This is a genomic window from Chitinimonas prasina, assembly GCF_030160395.1.
Classification (GTDB): domain Bacteria; phylum Pseudomonadota; class Gammaproteobacteria; order Burkholderiales; family Chitinimonadaceae; genus Chitinimonas; species Chitinimonas prasina.
In genome coordinates this window covers 311,081-328,629 of record NZ_BSOG01000001.1, presented here as the reverse complement: position 1 = coordinate 328,629, position 17,549 = coordinate 311,081, and the positions used below count along the sequence as shown (strand labels likewise).

Annotated in this window: 15 protein-coding genes and 2 tRNA genes; 15 read left to right on the top strand and 2 right to left on the bottom strand. The window is 60.5% G+C overall.

Annotated elements, in window-relative coordinates:
- Positions 1-17 precede the first annotated feature (17 nt).
- The 13 genes from QQK16_RS01680 (at position 18) to QQK16_RS01620 (ending at position 11,336) form a co-directional block, all read left to right on the top strand.
- Positions 18-1,514 (top strand): NADH-quinone oxidoreductase subunit M, encoded by a 1,497-nt coding sequence (locus QQK16_RS01680; RefSeq protein ID WP_284194688.1) that lies wholly within the window; start codon positions 18-20, stop codon positions 1,512-1,514.
- Positions 1,515-1,547: 33 nt separating this feature from the next.
- Positions 1,548-3,002: an NADH-quinone oxidoreductase subunit NuoN gene (gene nuoN / locus QQK16_RS01675; protein WP_284194687.1), complete on the top strand. Its 1,455-nt coding sequence runs from the start codon at positions 1,548-1,550 to the stop codon at positions 3,000-3,002.
- Complete coding sequence (locus QQK16_RS01670) at positions 2,999-3,301, top strand: DUF2818 family protein (protein WP_284194686.1); 303 nt, start codon at positions 2,999-3,001, stop codon at positions 3,299-3,301. The genes nuoN and QQK16_RS01670 overlap by 4 nt, the downstream gene beginning before the upstream one ends.
- A gap of 108 nt (positions 3,302-3,409) precedes the next feature.
- A tRNA-Val gene (locus QQK16_RS01665) sits at positions 3,410-3,486 on the top strand.
- Positions 3,487-3,686: 200 nt separating this feature from the next.
- Positions 3,687-5,594, top strand: coding sequence for a threonine--tRNA ligase (thrS, locus tag QQK16_RS01660; protein ID WP_284194685.1), 1,908 nt, complete (start codon positions 3,687-3,689; stop codon positions 5,592-5,594).
- A 63-nt stretch (positions 5,595-5,657) separates the two neighbouring features.
- The gene (gene infC / locus QQK16_RS01655) at positions 5,658-6,194 is read left to right on the top strand and encodes a translation initiation factor IF-3 (RefSeq protein ID WP_284194684.1); all 537 of its coding nucleotides are present in this window, start codon (positions 5,658-5,660) and stop codon (positions 6,192-6,194) included.
- Between the two features lie 146 nt (positions 6,195-6,340).
- Positions 6,341-6,538, top strand: coding sequence for a 50S ribosomal protein L35 (rpmI, locus tag QQK16_RS01650; protein WP_072429375.1), 198 nt, complete (start codon positions 6,341-6,343; stop codon positions 6,536-6,538).
- Between the two features lie 23 nt (positions 6,539-6,561).
- Positions 6,562-6,921 carry a 50S ribosomal protein L20 gene (rplT, locus tag QQK16_RS01645; protein WP_284194683.1) on the top strand — a complete coding sequence of 120 codons (360 nt, stop codon included), beginning with the start codon at positions 6,562-6,564 and terminating at the stop codon, positions 6,919-6,921.
- 109 nt (positions 6,922-7,030) lie between these two features.
- On the top strand, positions 7,031-8,029 hold the full coding sequence (gene pheS, locus QQK16_RS01640; RefSeq protein WP_284194682.1) for a phenylalanine--tRNA ligase subunit alpha: 999 nt from the start codon (positions 7,031-7,033) through the stop codon (positions 8,027-8,029).
- Between the two features lie 88 nt (positions 8,030-8,117).
- Positions 8,118-10,481: a phenylalanine--tRNA ligase subunit beta gene (gene pheT / locus QQK16_RS01635; RefSeq protein WP_284194681.1), complete on the top strand. Its 2,364-nt coding sequence runs from the start codon at positions 8,118-8,120 to the stop codon at positions 10,479-10,481.
- A 36-nt stretch (positions 10,482-10,517) separates the two neighbouring features.
- The gene (locus tag QQK16_RS01630; protein WP_308446991.1) at positions 10,518-10,832 is read left to right on the top strand and encodes an integration host factor subunit alpha; all 315 of its coding nucleotides are present in this window, start codon (positions 10,518-10,520) and stop codon (positions 10,830-10,832) included.
- The gene (locus QQK16_RS01625; protein ID WP_284194679.1) at positions 10,801-11,214 is read left to right on the top strand and encodes a MerR family transcriptional regulator; all 414 of its coding nucleotides are present in this window, start codon (positions 10,801-10,803) and stop codon (positions 11,212-11,214) included. The genes QQK16_RS01630 and QQK16_RS01625 overlap by 32 nt, the downstream gene beginning before the upstream one ends.
- Before the next feature lie 45 nt (positions 11,215-11,259).
- A tRNA-Pro gene (locus QQK16_RS01620) sits at positions 11,260-11,336 on the top strand.
- Between the two features lie 161 nt (positions 11,337-11,497).
- On the opposite strand, the gene QQK16_RS01615 is transcribed toward QQK16_RS01620, so the two are convergent.
- Entirely contained in the window at positions 11,498-12,583 is a 1,086-nt protein-coding gene (locus tag QQK16_RS01615) for a DUF3616 domain-containing protein (RefSeq protein ID WP_284194678.1), read from the bottom strand.
- 78 nt (positions 12,584-12,661) lie between these two features.
- On the opposite strand from QQK16_RS01615, the gene mutY reads away from it, so the two are divergent.
- Positions 12,662-13,738: an A/G-specific adenine glycosylase gene (gene mutY, locus QQK16_RS01610; RefSeq protein WP_284194677.1), complete on the top strand. Its 1,077-nt coding sequence runs from the start codon at positions 12,662-12,664 to the stop codon at positions 13,736-13,738.
- Between the two features lie 61 nt (positions 13,739-13,799).
- Here mutY and QQK16_RS01605 read toward each other — a convergent pair whose 3' ends face one another.
- Complete coding sequence (locus tag QQK16_RS01605; protein WP_284194676.1) at positions 13,800-14,975, bottom strand: NAD(P)/FAD-dependent oxidoreductase; 1,176 nt, start codon at positions 14,973-14,975, stop codon at positions 13,800-13,802.
- 238 nt (positions 14,976-15,213) lie between these two features.
- Here QQK16_RS01605 and QQK16_RS01600 point away from each other — a divergent pair, with 238 nt between their 5' ends.
- A complete protein-coding gene (locus QQK16_RS01600) occupies positions 15,214-17,544 on the top strand; it encodes an autotransporter domain-containing protein (RefSeq protein ID WP_284194675.1) in 2,331 nt (776 codons plus the stop codon).
- Positions 17,545-17,549 lie beyond the last annotated feature (5 nt).

Here is a 17,549-nt window from a genome sequence, read left to right as displayed (position 1 = left end):
AGTAGGTAAGGGTGGATATGTCTGAACATCTGTTGAGTCTGGCGATCTGGGTGCCGATCGTGGCCGGCCTCTTCGTGCTGGTGACCGGTGGCGACCAGAATGCTGGCTGGGCACGCAAGATTGCCCTGGTAGGGGCCTTGCTGGGCTTCCTCGTCACGATTCCGCTCTACACCCGGTTTGCGCCCATGCATGGCGGCATGCAGTTCGAGGAGATGCGTCCCTGGATTGAAACCTTCAATATCAACTACCACCTTGGTGTTGACGGCCTGTCCATGTTCTTCGTCATCCTCAATGCCTTTACCACCCTGCTGGTGGTGATAGCTGGCTGGGAAGTGATACAGAATCGTGTGGCGCAGTACATGGCAGCCTTCCTGATCATGTCTGGCTTGATCAACGGCGCGTTTGCCGCACTTGATGCCATGCTGTTCTATGTGTTCTTCGAAGCCATGCTGATCCCGCTGTACCTGATAGTTGGTGTATGGGGTGGACAGAATCGCGTGTACGCTGCCATCAAGCTGTTCCTCTACACCCTGATGGGTTCGCTGCTGCTGCTGGTGGCCTTCATCTACCTGTATTTCCAGACGGATCGCAGCTTCGAGATTGCCGACTTCCAGCGCGTTGCGCTGCCCCTGGCGGTCCAGGGCTACCTGATGGTTGCTTTCTTCTTCGCCTTCGCGGTGAAGGTGCCGATGTTCCCGGTGCATACCTGGTTGCCCGATGCCCACGTTGAGGCGCCTACCGGCGGCTCCATGGTCTTGGCCGCGATCACCCTGAAGCTGGGTGCCTATGGCTTCCTGCGGTTTGCCCTGCCGATTGCACCCGATGCTGCCCGTGAGTGGGGCTGGATCATTGTGGTGCTGTCGCTGATCGCGATTGTCTACATCGGCCTGGTGGCCTTGGTGCAGACCGATATGAAGAAGCTGGTGGCCTATTCGTCCATCTCGCACATGGGTTTCGTTACCCTGGGCTTCTACATGCTGGTGGACGGTGCGCCGACGACCTATGGCGTGGAAGGTGCGCTGGTACAGATGATCTCGCACGGCTTTGTATCGGCCGGTATGTTCTTCTGCATAGGGGTGATGTACGACCGTGTCCATAGCCGCAAGATTGCGGACTACGGTGGCGTGGCCAATACCATGCCCAAGTTCGCGGCCTTTGCCCTGCTGTTTGCCATGGCCAATTCCGGCCTGCCGGCTACTTCCGGCTTTGTTGGTGAGTTCATGGTCATCATCGGCGCCGTCAAGGTCAATTTCTGGTATGCCTTCCTTGCTGCCACCACCCTGGTGTTTGGCGCCAGCTACACCCTGTGGATGTACAAGCGGGTGATCTTCGGCGACGTAGCCAATGAAAACGTGGCGGCTTTGAAGGACGTCAATGCCCGTGAGTTCGCCGTGCTGGCAGTATTGGCAGTGGCGGTACTGGGCATGGGTCTGTATCCGCAGGCCTTCACCGAAAAGATGCACGCCAGCGTGGATACGCTGATTACCCATGTCAAAACATCCAAGCTGCCTTGATAAGCGCCGATACGAATACGGGATTGAACAAGAATGACGCTCGCTAGTTTGAATCTGGTCGCGGCCCTGCCGGAAATCTGGTTGCTGTGTGCTACCTCGGCCATCCTGCTGATCGACCTGTTTATCAAGGACGAGAGGCGCGACATTACCTACGCCTTGTCCATGGTGACGCTGCTGGGTGCCGCCTTCCTTACCGTCAACGGCTTTGCCTGGACGCCACGGGTGGCCTTCTCCGGCATGTTCGTGGCCGATGCCATGTCGGATGTGCTCAAGTTGGGCATGTACGGCGCGGTAGGTCTGATGCTGGCCTATAGCCGCAGCTACGCCGCCGATCGTGGCATGTACCGTGGCGAGTTGTTCACCCTGTCGCTGTTTGCCCTGCTGGGCATGATGGTGATGGCGTCCAGCACCAATCTGCTGACTCTGTATGTTGGCCTGGAGCTGTTGTCGCTGTCGCTGTACGCCCTGGTGGCGCTGCCACGTGATTCCCAGCCGGCTACCGAGGCCGCCATGAAGTACTTTGTGCTGGGCGCGCTGGCGTCAGGCATGCTGCTGTACGGCATGTCCATGGTGTATGGCGCTACCGGTTCGCTTGATATCCATACCATCGCTGCCAAGGTGGCAGATGGTTCGGCCAATCACACCCTCATGGTGTTCGGCCTGGTGTTCATTGTCACCGGTATCGGCTTCAAGCTTGGCAATGTGCCTTTCCATATGTGGGTGCCCGACGTCTATCAGGGTTCGCCTACTGCCGTCACCCTGTTGATCGGCTCCGCCCCCAAGCTGGCAGCCTTTGCCTTCGTCATGCGTTTGCTGGTGCAGGGCATGCCTGGCCTGATGGCCGATTGGCAGGGCATGTTGATCGTGCTGGCGGTGCTATCCATAGGCGTAGGTAATCTGGTCGCCATCGCCCAGACCAACCTCAAGCGTATGCTGGCCTATTCGACCATCTCGCATATGGGCTTCCTGCTGCTGGGTGTTCTGGCGGGCACCGTGCAGGGTTATTCGGCGGCCATGTTCTACGCCATCGTCTATGCGATCACCGCCGTGGCCGGTTTCGGTGTGGTGCTGCTGATGTCGCGGCAGGGTTTCGAGGCCGAGCGCCTGGCTGATCTCAAGGGCTTGGCCAAGCGTAGCCCCTGGTTTGCCTGGATGATGCTGTTTGTGATGTTCTCCATGGCGGGTATCCCGGTATTTGTCGGCTTCTTTGCCAAGCTGGCGGTCATCCAGGCCATAGTCGAGGCGCAGCTGGTGTGGCTGGCCGTGGTGGCGGTGCTGTTCTCGCTGATTGGTGCCTTCTACTACCTGCGTGTGGTCAAGCTGATGTTCATGGATGAGCCCAGCGATGAGAGCCCGATCGCGGTGAAGCTGGATATGCGCATACTGCTGTCGGTCAACTGCCTGGCCATGCTGGTACTGGGGCTGATGCCCAACCGCTTGCTGGTGCTGTGCTACCAGTCGGTCGGTCATAGCCTGGGTGTGATGTGAATACGACTTTGATCGTTTTTATCGGATTGGCGGCCTTGGCCGCCAATTTGCCGTTTATGCTGGAGTCCATCCTGTTCGTGCGCAAGCCGGCCAGTGGGCGCAAGGCCTTGGGCTGGCGGCTGCTGGAGCTGGTGCTGCTGTATTTCATCGTCGGTGGGCTGGGTTTGTGGCTGGAAAGCCGCTACGGCCCGGTGCATACCCAGCGTTGGCAGTTCTATGTCACCACCTTCGCCTTGTTCGTTGTGGCGGCCTATCCCGGTTTTGTTGCGCGCTATTTCTGGCGCAAGCCTGGTATGTAAGTACTTGTTTTTTCTGTATGTGCGGTGTCGTGGTAAAAAATCTGCAAAATTCTTTGTTGAAATGCTTGCCAGAACGGCAATACATCCCTAGAATGCGCAGCTCTTTGCAGGCGCGTAGCTCAGCTGGTTAGAGCACCACCTTGACATGGTGGGGGTCGTTGGTTCGAGTCCAATCGCGCCTACCAACACGGAGCAAGTGAATCATGTCATTCCGAACTACTACTACCGGCACTCTCTACTTGGGCTGAGTCGGCTTTCGGAAATTCGTTTGTTCAAAAGAAAAGTGCGACTTAGGTCGCACTTTTTTTTCGTCCTTACTCTACGCATATGCATCGTCAACTGGCTGAAAGGCCAACCGGCAACCTCAACCGCAAAGGTGAATGAAATGCCCATCGTTACGCTTCCCGACGGCTCGCAACGTAGTTTCGATCAGGCAGTGCGCGTCGCTGACGTCGCCGCCAGCATAGGCGCCGGCCTGGCCCGTGCCGCGCTGGCCGGCAAGGTGGACGGCAAATTGGTCGATACCTCCTACTTGATCGATCGCGATGTGCAACTGGCCATCATCACCGAGAAGGATGCCGAGGGGCTGGAAGTGATACGCCACTCTACGGCGCACTTGCTGGCGTTTGCCGTGAAGGAGCTGTTTCCGGATGCCCAGGTGACCATAGGTCCGGTCATCGAGCATGGTTTCTTCTATGACTTCAGCTACAAGCGTGCCTTTACGCCTGAGGATCTCGAGGCCATAGAGAAGAAGATGGGCGAGCTGGCCAAGCGTGATATCCCGGTGGAGCGCTACGAGCTGAGCCGCGACGATGCGGTGGCCTACTTCAAGAGCATAGGCGAGCACTACAAGGCGGAGATCATCGAGAGCATTCCGGCCAACGAGGCGCTGTCGCTGTATCGTGAGGGCGAGTTCACTGACTTGTGCCGTGGCCCGCATGTGCCGTCCACGGGCAAGCTCAAGGTGTTCAAGCTGATGAAGCTGGCGGGGGCTTACTGGCGCGGCGACAGCCGTAACGAGATGTTGCAGCGTGTCTATGGCACGGCCTGGGTCAAGAAGGAAGATCTGGAGCAGTACCTGCACATGCTGGAAGAGGCCGAGAAGCGCGACCACCGCAAGCTGGGCAAGCAGCTGGATCTGTTCCATATGCAGGACGAGGCGCCCGGCATGGTGTTCTGGCATCCCAAGGGCTGGAGTCTGTGGCAATCGGTCGAGCAGTACATGCGCAAGCGTCTGTCGGTTGCGGGCTACCAGGAAGTGCGCACGCCCATGGTGATGGACAGGGTGCTGTGGGAGAAGTCTGGTCACTGGGAAAACTATCGCGAGAATATGTTCACCACGGAGTCGGAAAAGCGCGACTACGCAGTGAAGCCCATGAACTGCCCGGCCCATGTGCAGATCTTTAATAGCGGCCTGCGCTCGTACCGTGACCTGCCCATGCGCCTGGCTGAGTTTGGCGCCTGCCACCGTAACGAGCCGTCTGGTGCCTTGCACGGCATACTGCGGGTGCGTGGCTTTGTGCAGGATGATGCGCATATCTTCTGCACCGAAGAGCAGATCGTGGAGGAGTCGCGCGCGTTCAATGAGCTGGCGATGTCAGTCTACCGCGACTTTGGCTTTGACAATGTGGCGGTCAAGCTGAGCCTGCGGCCGGAGAAGCGTGCCGGCACGGATGAGACTTGGGATAAGGCTGAGAATGGCCTGCGGGATGCCTTGCGGGCCTGCGGCGTGGCGTGGGAGGAGCTGCCGGGCGAGGGCGCCTTCTATGGCCCCAAGGTGGAGTACCACATCAAGGATGCGCTGGGCCGATCCTGGCAGTGCGGCACCCTGCAGCTGGACTTTGTGCTGCCGGAGCGCCTGGATGCCGAGTATGTCAGCTCGGAAGAAAGTGCCCGCAAGCGGCCGGTGATGTTGCACCGTGCCATACTCGGTTCGCTGGAGCGTTTCCTCGGTATTCTTATCGAGAACCATGCTGGTGCGTTTCCGCTTTGGCTGGCGCCAACCCAGGCGGTGGTCATGAGCATCAGTGAGCACCAGGCCGATTATGCGGCTGAAATTACGGCAAGCCTCAAAAAACAGGGATTTAGAGTCGAGTCGGACTTGAGAAGTGACAAGATAGGCTTTAAAATACGCGAACATAGCTTGCAGAAGCTACCTTATCAGGTGGTTGTTGGGGATAAGGAAAAAGCTGCTGGATTAGTTGCCGTGCGTTCCCGCGGTGGTGAAGATCTGGGTCAGATGACGCTGGCGGCGCTGGTTGAGCGCTGGAATGCGGAGATGATCAAGATCTGAGTCCGACGGTCCCGTTGAAATACGGGGCCGTTTCGTTCGGGTCGCGCGGTTTTCGTTTTTTACTTGGGAGTAAGCGCTATCGCTCAGGATAAAGAGCCGCGGATCAATGGTGAAATCACCGCCCGCGAAGTGCGTCTGAACGACGAGGAAGGCGAGCAGCTCGGTATTGTGAGCCTTGCCGAAGCATTGCGTATGGCTGAAGAGCGCGAGGTTGATCTGGTTGAGATCGCCCCGAATGCTGTTCCGCCTGTCTGTCGCTTGATGGACTACGGCAAGTTCAAGTACCGCGAGAGCAAGAAGCGCCATGAGCAAAAGCTCAAGGTCAAGCAGGTACAGATCAAGGAAGTGAAGTTCCGTCCGGGTACCGACGAGAACGACTACCAGGTCAAGCTGCGCAATGTAACGCGCTTCCTGGAAGAGGGTGACAAGGCGAAGATCACCCTGCGCTTCCGCGGTCGCGAGATGGCCCACCAAGAGATCGGCATGGCGCAGCTCAAGCGCATTGAAACCGATCTGGGTGAGCTGGCTTTGGTGGAGCAGTTCCCCAAGCTGGAAGGCCGTCAGATGATCATGATGCTGGCGCCCAAGAAGAAGGTCTGACCTTTCTTGGCAGGATAAAGGGTGGCAACAAGCCCTGCCCGGGTGTGAATCCGGGTGCCTTGTTGTAATAACCGTGGTGTTGGGTATTAAGTGCGTGCAAGCGCCGCCCTGTGCCAAATCTAACTAAGGCAAAAACGGAGTACGTCATGCCGAAGATGAAGACCAAATCGAGCGCCAAGAAGCGTTTGAAGGTGTTGGGTAATGGGGGCGTCAAGCGCTCCAAGGCGTTCAAGCGCCACATCCTGACCAAGAAGACCACCAAGAACAAGCGCCAACTGCGCGGCACGACCATGGTCCACCCGACCAATATGGCCTCCGTGCGCGCCATGTTGCCGTACGCTTAATCTTCTCGGGAAAGGAATAAACCATGCCTCGCGTCAAACGTGGTGTAACAGCCCGCGCTCGCCATAAAAAAGTCCTCGCTCTCGCCAAGGGCTATCGTGGTCGTCGTAAGAACGTCTATCGCATCGCCAAACAGGCGGTGATGAAGGCCGGTCAATACGCCTACCGTGACCGCCGTCAGCGTAAGCGTCAATTCCGTCAGCTGTGGATCGCCCGTATCAACGCCGCATCGCGTGAACTGGGTCTGAGCTACAGCAAGTTCATGAACGGCCTGAAGCGCGCTTCGATCAATGTCGATCGTAAGGTGCTGGCCGATCTCGCCGTGTTCGATAAGGCCGCGTTTGCGCACATTGTTGCGCAAGCCAAGGCTAGCCTCGCGGCCTGAGCTACCGGTAGCTGAAAAAGGGAGGCGAAAGCCTCCCTTTTTTTGTCGCCCCACTCGCCATGGGTTTTCGCCTAGAGAATCCATCGCCAGTGATGAGGAGCGATGCAAGATGGACAATGTTCAAGCGATAGTCGATGAAGGTCTGGCCGCCCTGGCGGCCACCCACGATCCAGTCGAGCTGGAGAACGTGAAGGCGCGCTACCTGGGTAAATCCGGGGCGCTGACCGACCTGCTCAAGCAGTTGGCTGCGCTGCCGCCAGAAGAGAAGCGGGCACAGGGCGCGGTGATCAACCAGGCCAAGACGGCTTTTGAGCAGGCGCTGAACGGCCGCCGCGAAGCCATGGCAGCCGAGAAGCTGGCTCAACAGCTGGCCGCCGAGGCGCTGGATGTGACCCTGCCTGGGCGTGGTCAGTTGGCGGGTGGCCTGCATCCGGTGACCCTGGTCAAGGAGCGCATCGTTGCACTATTCCAGTCCATGGGCTTTGAGGTGGCTGATGGCCCCGAGATCGAGGACGACTGGCATAACTTCGAGGCGCTGAATACGCCCAAGGGTCATCCTGCCCGCTCCATGCAGGATACCTTCTACGTGGAAGGCGGCCGTGATGGCGAGCCGCTGGTATTGCGTACCCACACCAGCCCCATCCAGGTTCGCTATATGCAGAACCACCAGCCGCCCATCAAGATCGTGGCCCCTGGCCGTGTCTACCGGGTGGATTCGGACGCAACCCATTCTCCGATGTTCCATCAGATGGAAGGTTTGTGGGTGGCCGAAGGCGTCAGCTTTGCCGACCTCAAGGCAACGCTGATCGACTTCCTGCGTCGCTTCTTCGAGCGCGATGACCTGCAGGTACGGTTCCGTCCTTCGTTCTTCCCCTTCACCGAAACCTCGGCCGAGGTGGATGTGCTGGGCGAGCGCGGCTGGCTGGAAGTCGGTGGCTGCGGCATGGTGCATCCCAATGTGCTGCGCAATGTGGGCATAGACCCAGAGCAATACACCGGTTTCGCTTTCGGTATCGGTCTGGATCGTTTTGCCATGCTGTATTACGGCGTCAACGACCTGCGCCTGTTCTTCGATAACGATCTGACCTTCCTGAACCAGTTCCGCTAAGCCGGCTGGGCCAGCCCGTCTGTGGGCTGGCGGCAATGCATACGGGGCCGTGCCGGCCCCAACCGACAAGATACTGAGGGATCAAGCCATGAAATTCTCTGAATCCTGGCTGCGCGAGCTGGTTAACCCCGCGCTGGATAATGCCCAACTGGCCGAACTGCTCACCATGGCCGGCCTGGAAGTGGAAGAAAACGACGCCGCCGCACCGGCTTTTGACAAGGTGGTGGTGGCGCAGGTGCTGGAAGTGCGCAAGCACGAGAATGCCGAAAAGCTCAACGTCTGCAAGGTAGACGCGGGGCAGGGCGGCGAGCCGCTGCAGATAGTCTGCGGTGCGCCCAATGTCGCCGTGGGGGTGAAGGTGCCCTGCGCGCTGGTGGGCGCCAACCTGCCCGGTGATTTCAAGATCAAGGAAGCCAAGCTGCGTGGCGTGGAGAGCTTTGGCATGCTGTGTTCGGCCCGGGAGCTGGGCGTCAGTGAGGAGAGCGATGGCTTGCTGCTATTGCCCGCCGATGCGCCGGTAGGCCAGTCTTTCCGCCAGTACTTCGATCTGGACGACCGCATCCTCACGCTCAAGCTCACGCCCAATCGTGCTGATTGCCTGAGCTTGAGCGGGATAGCCCGTGAAGTAGCAGCGCTGACCGGCAGCAGCTACCAGGCCGTTGCCATCAAGCCAGTCGCTCCGGTGCTGGACGACAAGCGCGGCGTGAAGCTAGATGCCGCCACGGCTTGCCCGCGCTATGCCGGCCGCGTGATACGCGGGGTGAATGCTGCCGCAGCGACGCCGGACTGGATGAAGCGCAAGCTGGAGCGCAGTGGCCTGCGTTCCATCTCGGCCCTGGTCGATATCACCAACTACATCCTGTTGGAGCTGGGCCAGCCCATGCATGCCTTCGATAACGCCAAGCTGCAGGGCGATATCGTGGTGCGCTTCGCCCAGGCGGGCGAGCAGCTTGAGCTGCTCAACGGCAAGCAACTGATGCTGGAGCCTGACATGCTGGTGATTGCCGATGGCAATGGCCCGGTTGCACTGGCAGGCATCATGGGCGGCATGCCCACCTCGGTGCAGGCGGGCGAGACCCAGGATGTGTTCCTGGAATCGGCCTTCTTTGCGCCGGAAATCATTGCTGGCAAGGGCCGTCGCTTGGGTTTCAGCTCGGATTCCAGCCACCGCTATGAGCGCGGCGTGGACTTTGGTAACTGCCGCAATGCCTTGGAGCGTGCCACCGAGCTGGTACTGGCCATTTGCGGTGGACAGCCGGGCGGCGTGACCGAGACCTTGGCTGCCCTGCCAGCGCGCCCGGCAGTGACCCTGCGGGTGGCGCGGGTGGCACGGGTGCTGGGGGTAACGGTGGCTGCTGATGAGATCGTGGCCATGCTGCAAAAGCTGGGCTTGGCGGTGACGCGCGATGGCGAGACGCTGGCAGTGACACCACCCAGCTACCGCTTCGATATCAATATCGAGGAAGACCTGATCGAGGAAGTGGCCCGCATGTACGGCTACGACCAGATACCCACTCGCCCACCAGTATCCGGCCAGGCCATGCTCAAGCAGGATGGCAAGCTGCGTCCGTCCTTGCTGGTCAAGCAGGCGCTGGCTGCACGCGATTACCAAGAGGTGGTGAGCTACGCCTTTGTAGAAGAGAAATGGGAGGCGGACTTCGCTGCCAACCTGCAGCCGGTGCGCCTGCTCAACCCGATTGCCAGCCAGATGAGCGTGATGCGCTCTACCTTAATAGGCGGTCTGGTCAGCACCCTGGTGGCCAATCTCAATCGCAAGCACGAGCGTGTGCGCCTGTTCGAGGTAGCCCGGGTGTTCCATGGTGTGGAGGCGACCCAGCAGCCAGAGAAGGTAGCTGGCCTAGCTCATGGGCCGCGTTTGGCCGAGCAGTGGGGCAGCAAGGCGGCCAAGGTGGATTTCTATGATGTGAAGGCCGATGTGGAGGCACTGCTGGCACCGCGCGTGGCGCGCTTCGAGCGGGCCGAGCATCCAGCCTTCCACCCCGGTCGTTGTGCCCAGATCGTGCTGGATGGCACCATCATTGGCGTGATGGGCGAGCTCCATCCCAAGTGGGTGCAAAGCTACGATCTGAATGCCGCGCCGGTGTTGTTCGAATTGGACCTGGGGGCGCTGACCGGCCGTGACCTGATACGGTCGCAGCCGATTTCCAAGTTCCAGCCGGTACGCCGTGACCTGGCTTTTGTGGTGGATGACGCAGTGCAGTACCAGCAGGTGCTGGATGCCATGGCGAGCGCCAAGCAGCCTTATGTCACTGCCATAGAAGGCTTCGATGTCTATCGTGGTGCCGGGGTGCCGGAAGGGAAAAAGAGCCTTGCATTCAAGGTGATATTGCAAGATACTCAGAAAACGCTTTCGGACGCGGACATCGATTCCGCCGTCTCCCAGCTCGTCGCCGCGCTGCAACAACACGTCCAAGCCCAGCTCCGAAGCTAGGTTTTCGCGACGAAATCCGCATCAAAAATCATGACATTGACACTGACTAAAGCCGAACTCGCCGACCTGCTATTTGACAAGGTTGGCTTGAACAAACGTGAAGCCAAAGACATGGTGGAAGCCTTCTTCGAAGAGATCCGCCAGTCGCTTGAATCCGGGGAGAGTGTGAAGCTGTCCGGTTTTGGTAATTTTCAGCTGCGTGACAAGCCGCAGCGCCCTGGCCGCAACCCTAAAACGGGCGAAGAGATACCCATCTCGGCCCGCCGCGTGGTGACGTTCCACGCCAGCCAAAAACTGAAGGGCATGGTGGAAGACAACTATGCAGACGGAAAGCTCGTTACCGAGAGCTGAGCTGCCGCCCATCCCCGCCAAGCGCTACTTCACCATAGGTGAAGTCAGCGAGTTGTGCGGGGTGAAGCCACATGTGCTGCGTTACTGGGAGCAGGAATTCACCCAGTTGCGGCCGGTGAAGCGGCGCGGCAATCGGCGGTACTACCAGCACCATGAGGTGCTGTTGGTTCGTCGCATCCGTACCTTGCTGTATGAAGAAGGATTCACCATCAGCGGGGCACGCAATCGCCTGGAGCATCAGGCGCTGGATGCGGCGGAACACGGAGAAACCAGCTTGGCTGCGGCCCTCGAGCACGAGGCCGAAGCCGAGACGGCCGCAGCGGCCTCCTTGGCCCGGCTGCGGCATGACTTGGAAGATTTGCGAGATTTTCTTGCAAACTAGCTTGCCAGAGGGAAAAAGACCGGTATAATTCGGCCTCCTTCGAGTCGGAGCGTGGCGCAGCCTGGTAGCGCACTTGCATGGGGTGCAAGGGGTCGGAGGTTCGAATCCTCTCGCTCCGACCAGTAATACCAAAGGGCTTACAAGCAACAGCTTGTAAGCCCTTTTCGTTTTGGTGCTTGGCTGGCAGGGTTGCCAGGGGGAGGGCTGATCCCCGCACTTGGGCGGCGCGCCGGGGGTGTGCAGCATTGGCGCCCGTGGGGCTGCCAGTTGTCGCCTGCCTGGCTCAGATATCCTCCAACAGATCTCCAAATACCGCGGCTTCTCCCTCGCGCCGGTTCTTGCCTGGTGCGTCGTACAGCGCCAGCCAGCTGGGCCGGCGGGCGAGGCTCATGGGAACGGCGCAGAAGGCCTCGGCACGGTTGCAGCCACGGCCATGGGGCAGGGTGGCGCAGGTCTCGAACTCGCTCCAGAACACCGCTGCCTCCTGGTTGCTGCTCAGGTGCTTGCGGGCATCTTTCCAGCGATAGAGCCGTATCTCGCCATCCAGCACCATGGTGGGGCCGGCCAGCAGGTAAAGGTCGTCGCCTGCCAGATGCAGGTCGCGTATGCCCAGCCCTTCCAGATCCAGAAAATGCTTGCGCAGCAAGGGTGCGTCCTCGCCCAGCGGAGCCAGGCACAGTTGGTCGCCGTCAGCCACGATACGCAGCTCCAGCAGCCCTGCCCAGCCACGCAATACAGGGCCGCGCAGGCCCAGCAGCAGCCTGTCGCCCAGCACGGCCAACCCTTCGATGTCGAAGCCATTGTCCTTGCCGGGCAGGTGCAGATAGGGGCCGTAGTGTGGGTCGCGCGCCAGTGCATCGGTCAGCTGGTTGTCGCGGGCATTGCCCCCCAGGCGGGCGGCCTGGCGACCATCCGAGGTGGTGCGCTGCAGTGTGGGGCGGCCCTTGCTGTCTTCGGCCAGCGGCAGCCTTGCCAGCAGGCGGCGGTTGCCATCCAGGCTCAGCTTGGCCAGGCGGCGCGCATTGTCGACATGGCTACGACCCTGCTTGGGGCTCTTGCGCTTGAGGCCGTGCGAACCCACCACCCACAGATAGCCGCCAGCCAGTGCCATGCCTTCCAGGTCGGCTTCTTCGTCTGGATCGCCAGGCAGGTCCAGCAGGTCGGCCAGCCTGAAGCTGGTGGACTGGCCAAAGCGCAGTGTCTCGGCACCTTGCCGTGGCAGCAGTTGCAATCGCTCTAATGCACAGGATTCGTCACCTGCCACCCATAGCCACTCGCCCGTGAAAACGGCACCGGAAAGATTGTCGTGGGCCATGGCCTGGGCGGAGAATTCCAGCCTGACGGCCTTGGGGTGTAGGGTGTAGCTCATGCTGCATTCCGTTTACAGGGTTGACGCGGGGTGTATCCAAGCGTATCACGCAGCCGACCTTCCCGGATTTGTCCCGCCATGCCCCTAGAGCTCCTACCCTTTGCCGAACGCTTGACCCGCTGGCAGCGCAGCCACGGTCGCCATGATCTGCCCTGGCAGGTGGCCGACCCTTATCGGGTCTGGCTGTCCGAGATCATGCTGCAACAGACACAGGTTGCGATGGTGATTCCCTATTACCAGCGCTTTACCGAGTCCTTCCCTGACGTAGCCAGCCTGGCAGCGGCACCGCTGGATGAGGTGCTGGCCCATTGGGCAGGGCTGGGCTACTACACCCGCGCGCGCAATCTGCATGCAGCGGCTGGCAAGGTGATGAGTGCGTTTGCCGGTAGCTTCCCGGCCACGGCGGCAGAGATGGAGACGCTGCCCGGCGTGGGGCGTTCCACCGCAGCGGCCATTGCCGGATTTTGCTTTGCCGAGCGTAGTCCCATACTCGATGGCAACGTCAAACGGGTACTCGCCCGCTGGGCAGGCGTGGCGGGATTTCCTGGCGAGAAGAAGGTGGAGCAGCAGCTATGGGCCCTGGCCGAGGCGCTGCTGCCGGAGCATGCCGCAGATATGCCGGCCTATACCCAGGGCATGATGGACCTGGGCGCGACCCTCTGCACCCGTAGCAAACCACGCTGCCAGGCCTGCCCTTTGCGGGAGGACTGTCGCGCACATATCGAGGGGCGCCAGGCGGAGTTGCCCACCCGCAAGCCGCGCAAGGCCATACCCGAGCGCCAGACTGTCATGCTGCTGCTGGAACACGAAGGGCGTTTGCTGCTGGAGCGGCGCCCGCCTACCGGTATCTGGGGCGGCTTGTGGAGCCTGCCGGAAGCGGCCTCGGCAGCCGAGGTGCAGTTGCTATGCCGGCAGCGTTTCGGCTTGGATGTGGCACTGGCCGAGACGCTACCCGCTCTGGTGCATACCTTTACCCACTTCCGCCTGACCATTACCCCGCTGCGCTTACGGGTGACGGCCGAGCAGCACAGGGGGGCCGATGCTGATCTGGCGTGGTTGCGCCGTAGCGAGGCACTGAAGGCCGGTATCCCTACGCCGGTACGCAAGTTGTTACAGGCCAAGGCCAGGCCGCAGGGGGAGTTGTTCGAGCAATAAGAGCCCATCGTTTAGGCAGTGCAGGACGCATGGATGCTACTGGCCTCGGCACTGTGGCGTACTAGGCGTTCTGGCCGGCTACCCAGCCCGATGACCAGGCCCATTGGAAATTATAGCCGCCCAGCCAGCCCGTTACGTCCACCACCTCGCCCACAAAGAACAGGCCCGGTATCTTGCGCGCCATCATGGTCTTGGACGAGAGCGCGTCGGTATCCACACCGCCCCGTGTCACTTCGGCCTTCTTGTAGCCCTCGCTACCGCTGGGCTTGACCCGCCAGCCATGCAGATGGCTGGCCAGCAGCGCCAGTTCGGCCGGGGTGTACTGCTTCATGGGCTTGATGGTCACATGGGCGGCGCAGAAGGCCTGGGCAAAGCGCTTGGGCAGCCAGTCGGCCAGGATGTTGGGCAGTAGGGCATCGGAGCGCTTGGCGTCCTCGAACAACTGGGCGACGTCACGGCCTGGCAGCAGGTCCAGGGTGATTTCCCGGCCGGGTGCCCAGTACGATGAAATCTGCAATATGGCAGGCCCCGATACCCCTCGATGGGTAAACAGCACGTTTTCGCGGAAATGCGGGCCCTCGCCACCGTGGGCGTCGCAATCCAGTGATACCCCGGCCAACTCACCATACAGATCCTTGGGTTCGAAGGTGAGTGGCACCAGGCCTGCAGCCAGCGGCGTGATGGGCAGGTCAAACTGCTTGGCGATCTCGTAGCCCAGGCCGGTAGCACCGATGGGGGGGATGGATAGCCCGCCTGAGGCGATGACCAAGCTCTGGCAGCGCCAGGTTTCGCGGCTGGTCTCCACCAGGAAGCCGGTATCGGTCTGGCTGACGCCGAGAACCTGGGTACCCATGCGCCATTCGATACCCACCAGGTCGCACTCGCTCTTCAGCAGGTTGATGATGTCCTGGGCAGAGTGGTCGCAAAAGAGTTGGCCGAGTTTCTTCTCATGCCAGTCTATGCCGTAGCGATTGACCAGGTCGATGAAATCCTGCTGGCTGTACTGGGCCAGTGCCGACTTGCAGTAGTGGGGATTTCGCGACAGATAGCGGTCGGGCGCACAGTGAATATTGGTGAAATTACAACGCCCACCGCCCGAGATGCGAATCTTCTCGGCCAAGCGCTCGCTATGGTCGACCAGCGCAACACCGCGTCCACGCTGGCTTGCGCTGGCTGCTGCCATCATGCCGGCAGCACCTGCGCCGATGACGACCACGTCTATGTCTAGGATAGGCATCTAGTGTAATAACTCTGAAATGTCTTATAGTGGTGGCGGAATGCCTTGGAAGCGAGTAAGCACGCGGCTTGTGGCCAGAAGCCCGGCATGCGTCACCGCAACCTGACAAGCGCTTGACCAAGCGTTATTACCGTTACACCTGAATTCTAAAGCACACCGGGCAATTACCCTGCATTTCCCCTTGAGGAGGGGCGGGGTTCTGTGCCCCTGATATCACACCCGGAGAGAGAACAATCCCATGAAGCGCTTTGGCCTTGCCCGCACCCTGATCACATCCGCTCTGGTAGCCGCTGCCTTTGCACCGGCAGCCCAGGCGGCAGGCAACTACTCCAACATCTACTTCTTTGGTGACAGCCTGACCGATACCGGCGCTTACTTCGGCCTGCCTGGCGTGCCGCAGAACAATCGCTGGACCACCCGCAAGCCGGATGGCTCGGTCAATGACCTGTATGCCGACATCCTGGCGCGCCACTACGGTTTTACCCTGAAGTCTGTACTGGCGATCGACCTGGGGCAGGGTAAGGTCACGGCCGGCGGCAACAACTTCGCCGAAGGCGGTGGTGTGGTGCTGCCTGGCAGCCTGGCTGCCAATGATCCAGTGCAAACCAAATTGGTGCCCAACCAGATTGGTGCCCATCTGGCTAGCAACACCGGCAAGGCTGATCCCAACGCGCTGTACATGGTCTGGGTAGGCAATAACGACCTGGCTGCTGCCCTGGCCAACCCGGCTAGCGCCAGCACCAATGGTGCCCTGGCTGCTGAAGCCGTGGTGGCGCAGGTACAGCGTCTCAAGGCAGCGGGCGCCAAGCACATCATCGTCGGCAATGCCGTGGATATCAGCCGCACCCCCAAGCTGACCAGCCAGGTCTACGGCCAGGTGACAGCAGGCGTGGCCAGCGCGCTGTACGGCGGCGTCAACAATGCCACTACCGCCAACACCATCGCTGGTGGCTTGGCACAGCAAATGGGCCAGGGCAGCAATGCTGCACTGATAGGCCTGATGAGCGGTGCCATCCAGGCTGCCAATGGCCAGGCTACTACCTTGACGGGTATGCAGACTGCCGGCGCGGGTGCGGTCAAGACCACCCTGAATGGCAGCAGCACCACGCTGGCGACCTATGCCGTGGCGGCTACCAATGCCGAGAATGCCATTGCCACCAGCTACGCCACCACGGCAGTGAATGCTGCTGTGGACGCACTGGTGGGTGCCGGTTTGATCAACGCCACCGTGGCCGCGCAGCTGCGTGCAGCGGCCCCTGCGGCAGTTGCTGCCAATCTGGTTACCCCTATCCAGGGCAAGGTGGGTTCTACCGCCTCGGCAGCGCTGGCCTCGGCCAATTCGCTGGCCGGCAGCGTGTTCAACAACACCCTGAATGCTGGCCTGGGCAAGGTGGGTGACGTTGTCGCCATCGATGCCTTCCGCATGATGACTGAGGTGCTGGCCAACCCCACAGCCTTCGGCTACAGCAATGTCACCGGTACGGCTTGCGCTGATGCCAGCAATTGCGTTCAAGGTGCAGCCGGCTTTACTCCGGGGGCCGAGAACTTCTTCTTTGCCGATGGCTTCCACCCCACGCCCAAGACGCATGCCCTGCTGGCGCAGGTGCTCATGTCCACACTGGATGCGCCTTACTACGCTGCCCAGCTGGCACATACACAGCCCATTGCCCGCAATGCCGTACAAGGCGTGCTGGATGAGCGTGTGGGTCAGGCCCGTTCGGTTGGGGTGCTCGACACCTTTGCCCGTATTACCCGCTTGAGCAATGACCAGGATGCCAACAGCCTGGGCATGCAGAGCAACGGCCGCAATGCCGCCCTGACTGCCGGCCTGGATTTCCAGTTCAATGCAGATACCTCGATCGGTATGGCCTTCACCCAGGCCAACAGCGATACCGATTTCGGCAACAAGGCTGGTGGTTTCGATACCAACACCCGCCTGCTGACCGGCTTTGTCCGCTATGAGAGCGGCCCCATCAGCGTGGCTGCCGATGCCTCCTTCGGCTCGGCCCGTTTCCGCGAGATCCGCCGCAACATCCAACTGGGTACCCTGAGCCGTACCGAGAAGGGTGACACCACAGGTAGCCAGGCTGCATTGCGCGTGGTGGGTGGTTATCAGCTGTCGCTGGGTGATTACAGCGTCACGCCCACGCTGAGCCTGGCCGCCAGCGAGACCAGCGTCGGTGGTTATGCGGAGAAGTGCGGCGACATCGCCAATGCCACGTCCTGCAGCACCTCCATGCGCTATGACAAGCAGCGCATCGATTCCATGCTGTTGGGCGCAGGGGTCAAGTTGAACGCCGATTGGGGCACTTTCAAGCCCTATGCCTCGGTGATGGCCTATAGCGAAGTCAAGGACGAAGACCGTACCGTGCGCGCGGCCCAGATCGGCCAGCAAGCCAGTTTCGCCACCGATGTCTACACGCCGGACACCAGCTATGCGGTGATCAACGTCGGTACTTCGGCCAGCCTGAGCAAGACGGTGAATGCCTACTTCAGCTATAGCTACACGGCCGGCTTGAGCGATGAAAAGCGCGCTGCAATGTCGGTGGGCCTGCAAGCTGCTTTCTAAGCTCG

Bases quoted from the DNA above. Each gene is read 5' to 3' on its own strand.
- mutY (WP_284194677.1), top strand. From the start codon at position 12,662: ATGCCCCTAGAGCTCCTACCCTTTGCCGAACGCTTGACCCGCTGGCAG.
- pheT (WP_284194681.1), top strand. From the start codon at position 8,118: ATGAAATTCTCTGAATCCTGGCTGCGCGAGCTGGTTAACCCCGCGCTG.
- rpmI (WP_072429375.1), top strand. From the start codon at position 6,341: ATGCCGAAGATGAAGACCAAATCGAGCGCCAAGAAGCGTTTGAAGGTG.
- QQK16_RS01605 (WP_284194676.1), bottom strand. From the start codon at position 14,975: ATGCCTATCCTAGACATAGACGTGGTCGTCATCGGCGCAGGTGCTGCC.
- thrS (WP_284194685.1), top strand. From the start codon at position 3,687: ATGCCCATCGTTACGCTTCCCGACGGCTCGCAACGTAGTTTCGATCAG.
- QQK16_RS01600 (WP_284194675.1), top strand. From the start codon at position 15,214: ATGAAGCGCTTTGGCCTTGCCCGCACCCTGATCACATCCGCTCTGGTA.
- QQK16_RS01625 (WP_284194679.1), top strand. From the start codon at position 10,801: ATGCAGACGGAAAGCTCGTTACCGAGAGCTGAGCTGCCGCCCATCCCC.
- rplT (WP_284194683.1), top strand. From the start codon at position 6,562: ATGCCTCGCGTCAAACGTGGTGTAACAGCCCGCGCTCGCCATAAAAAA.
- QQK16_RS01680 (WP_284194688.1), top strand. From the start codon at position 18: ATGTCTGAACATCTGTTGAGTCTGGCGATCTGGGTGCCGATCGTGGCC.
- pheS (WP_284194682.1), top strand. From the start codon at position 7,031: ATGGACAATGTTCAAGCGATAGTCGATGAAGGTCTGGCCGCCCTGGCG.
- QQK16_RS01615 (WP_284194678.1), bottom strand. From the start codon at position 12,583: ATGAGCTACACCCTACACCCCAAGGCCGTCAGGCTGGAATTCTCCGCC.
- nuoN (WP_284194687.1), top strand. From the start codon at position 1,548: ATGACGCTCGCTAGTTTGAATCTGGTCGCGGCCCTGCCGGAAATCTGG.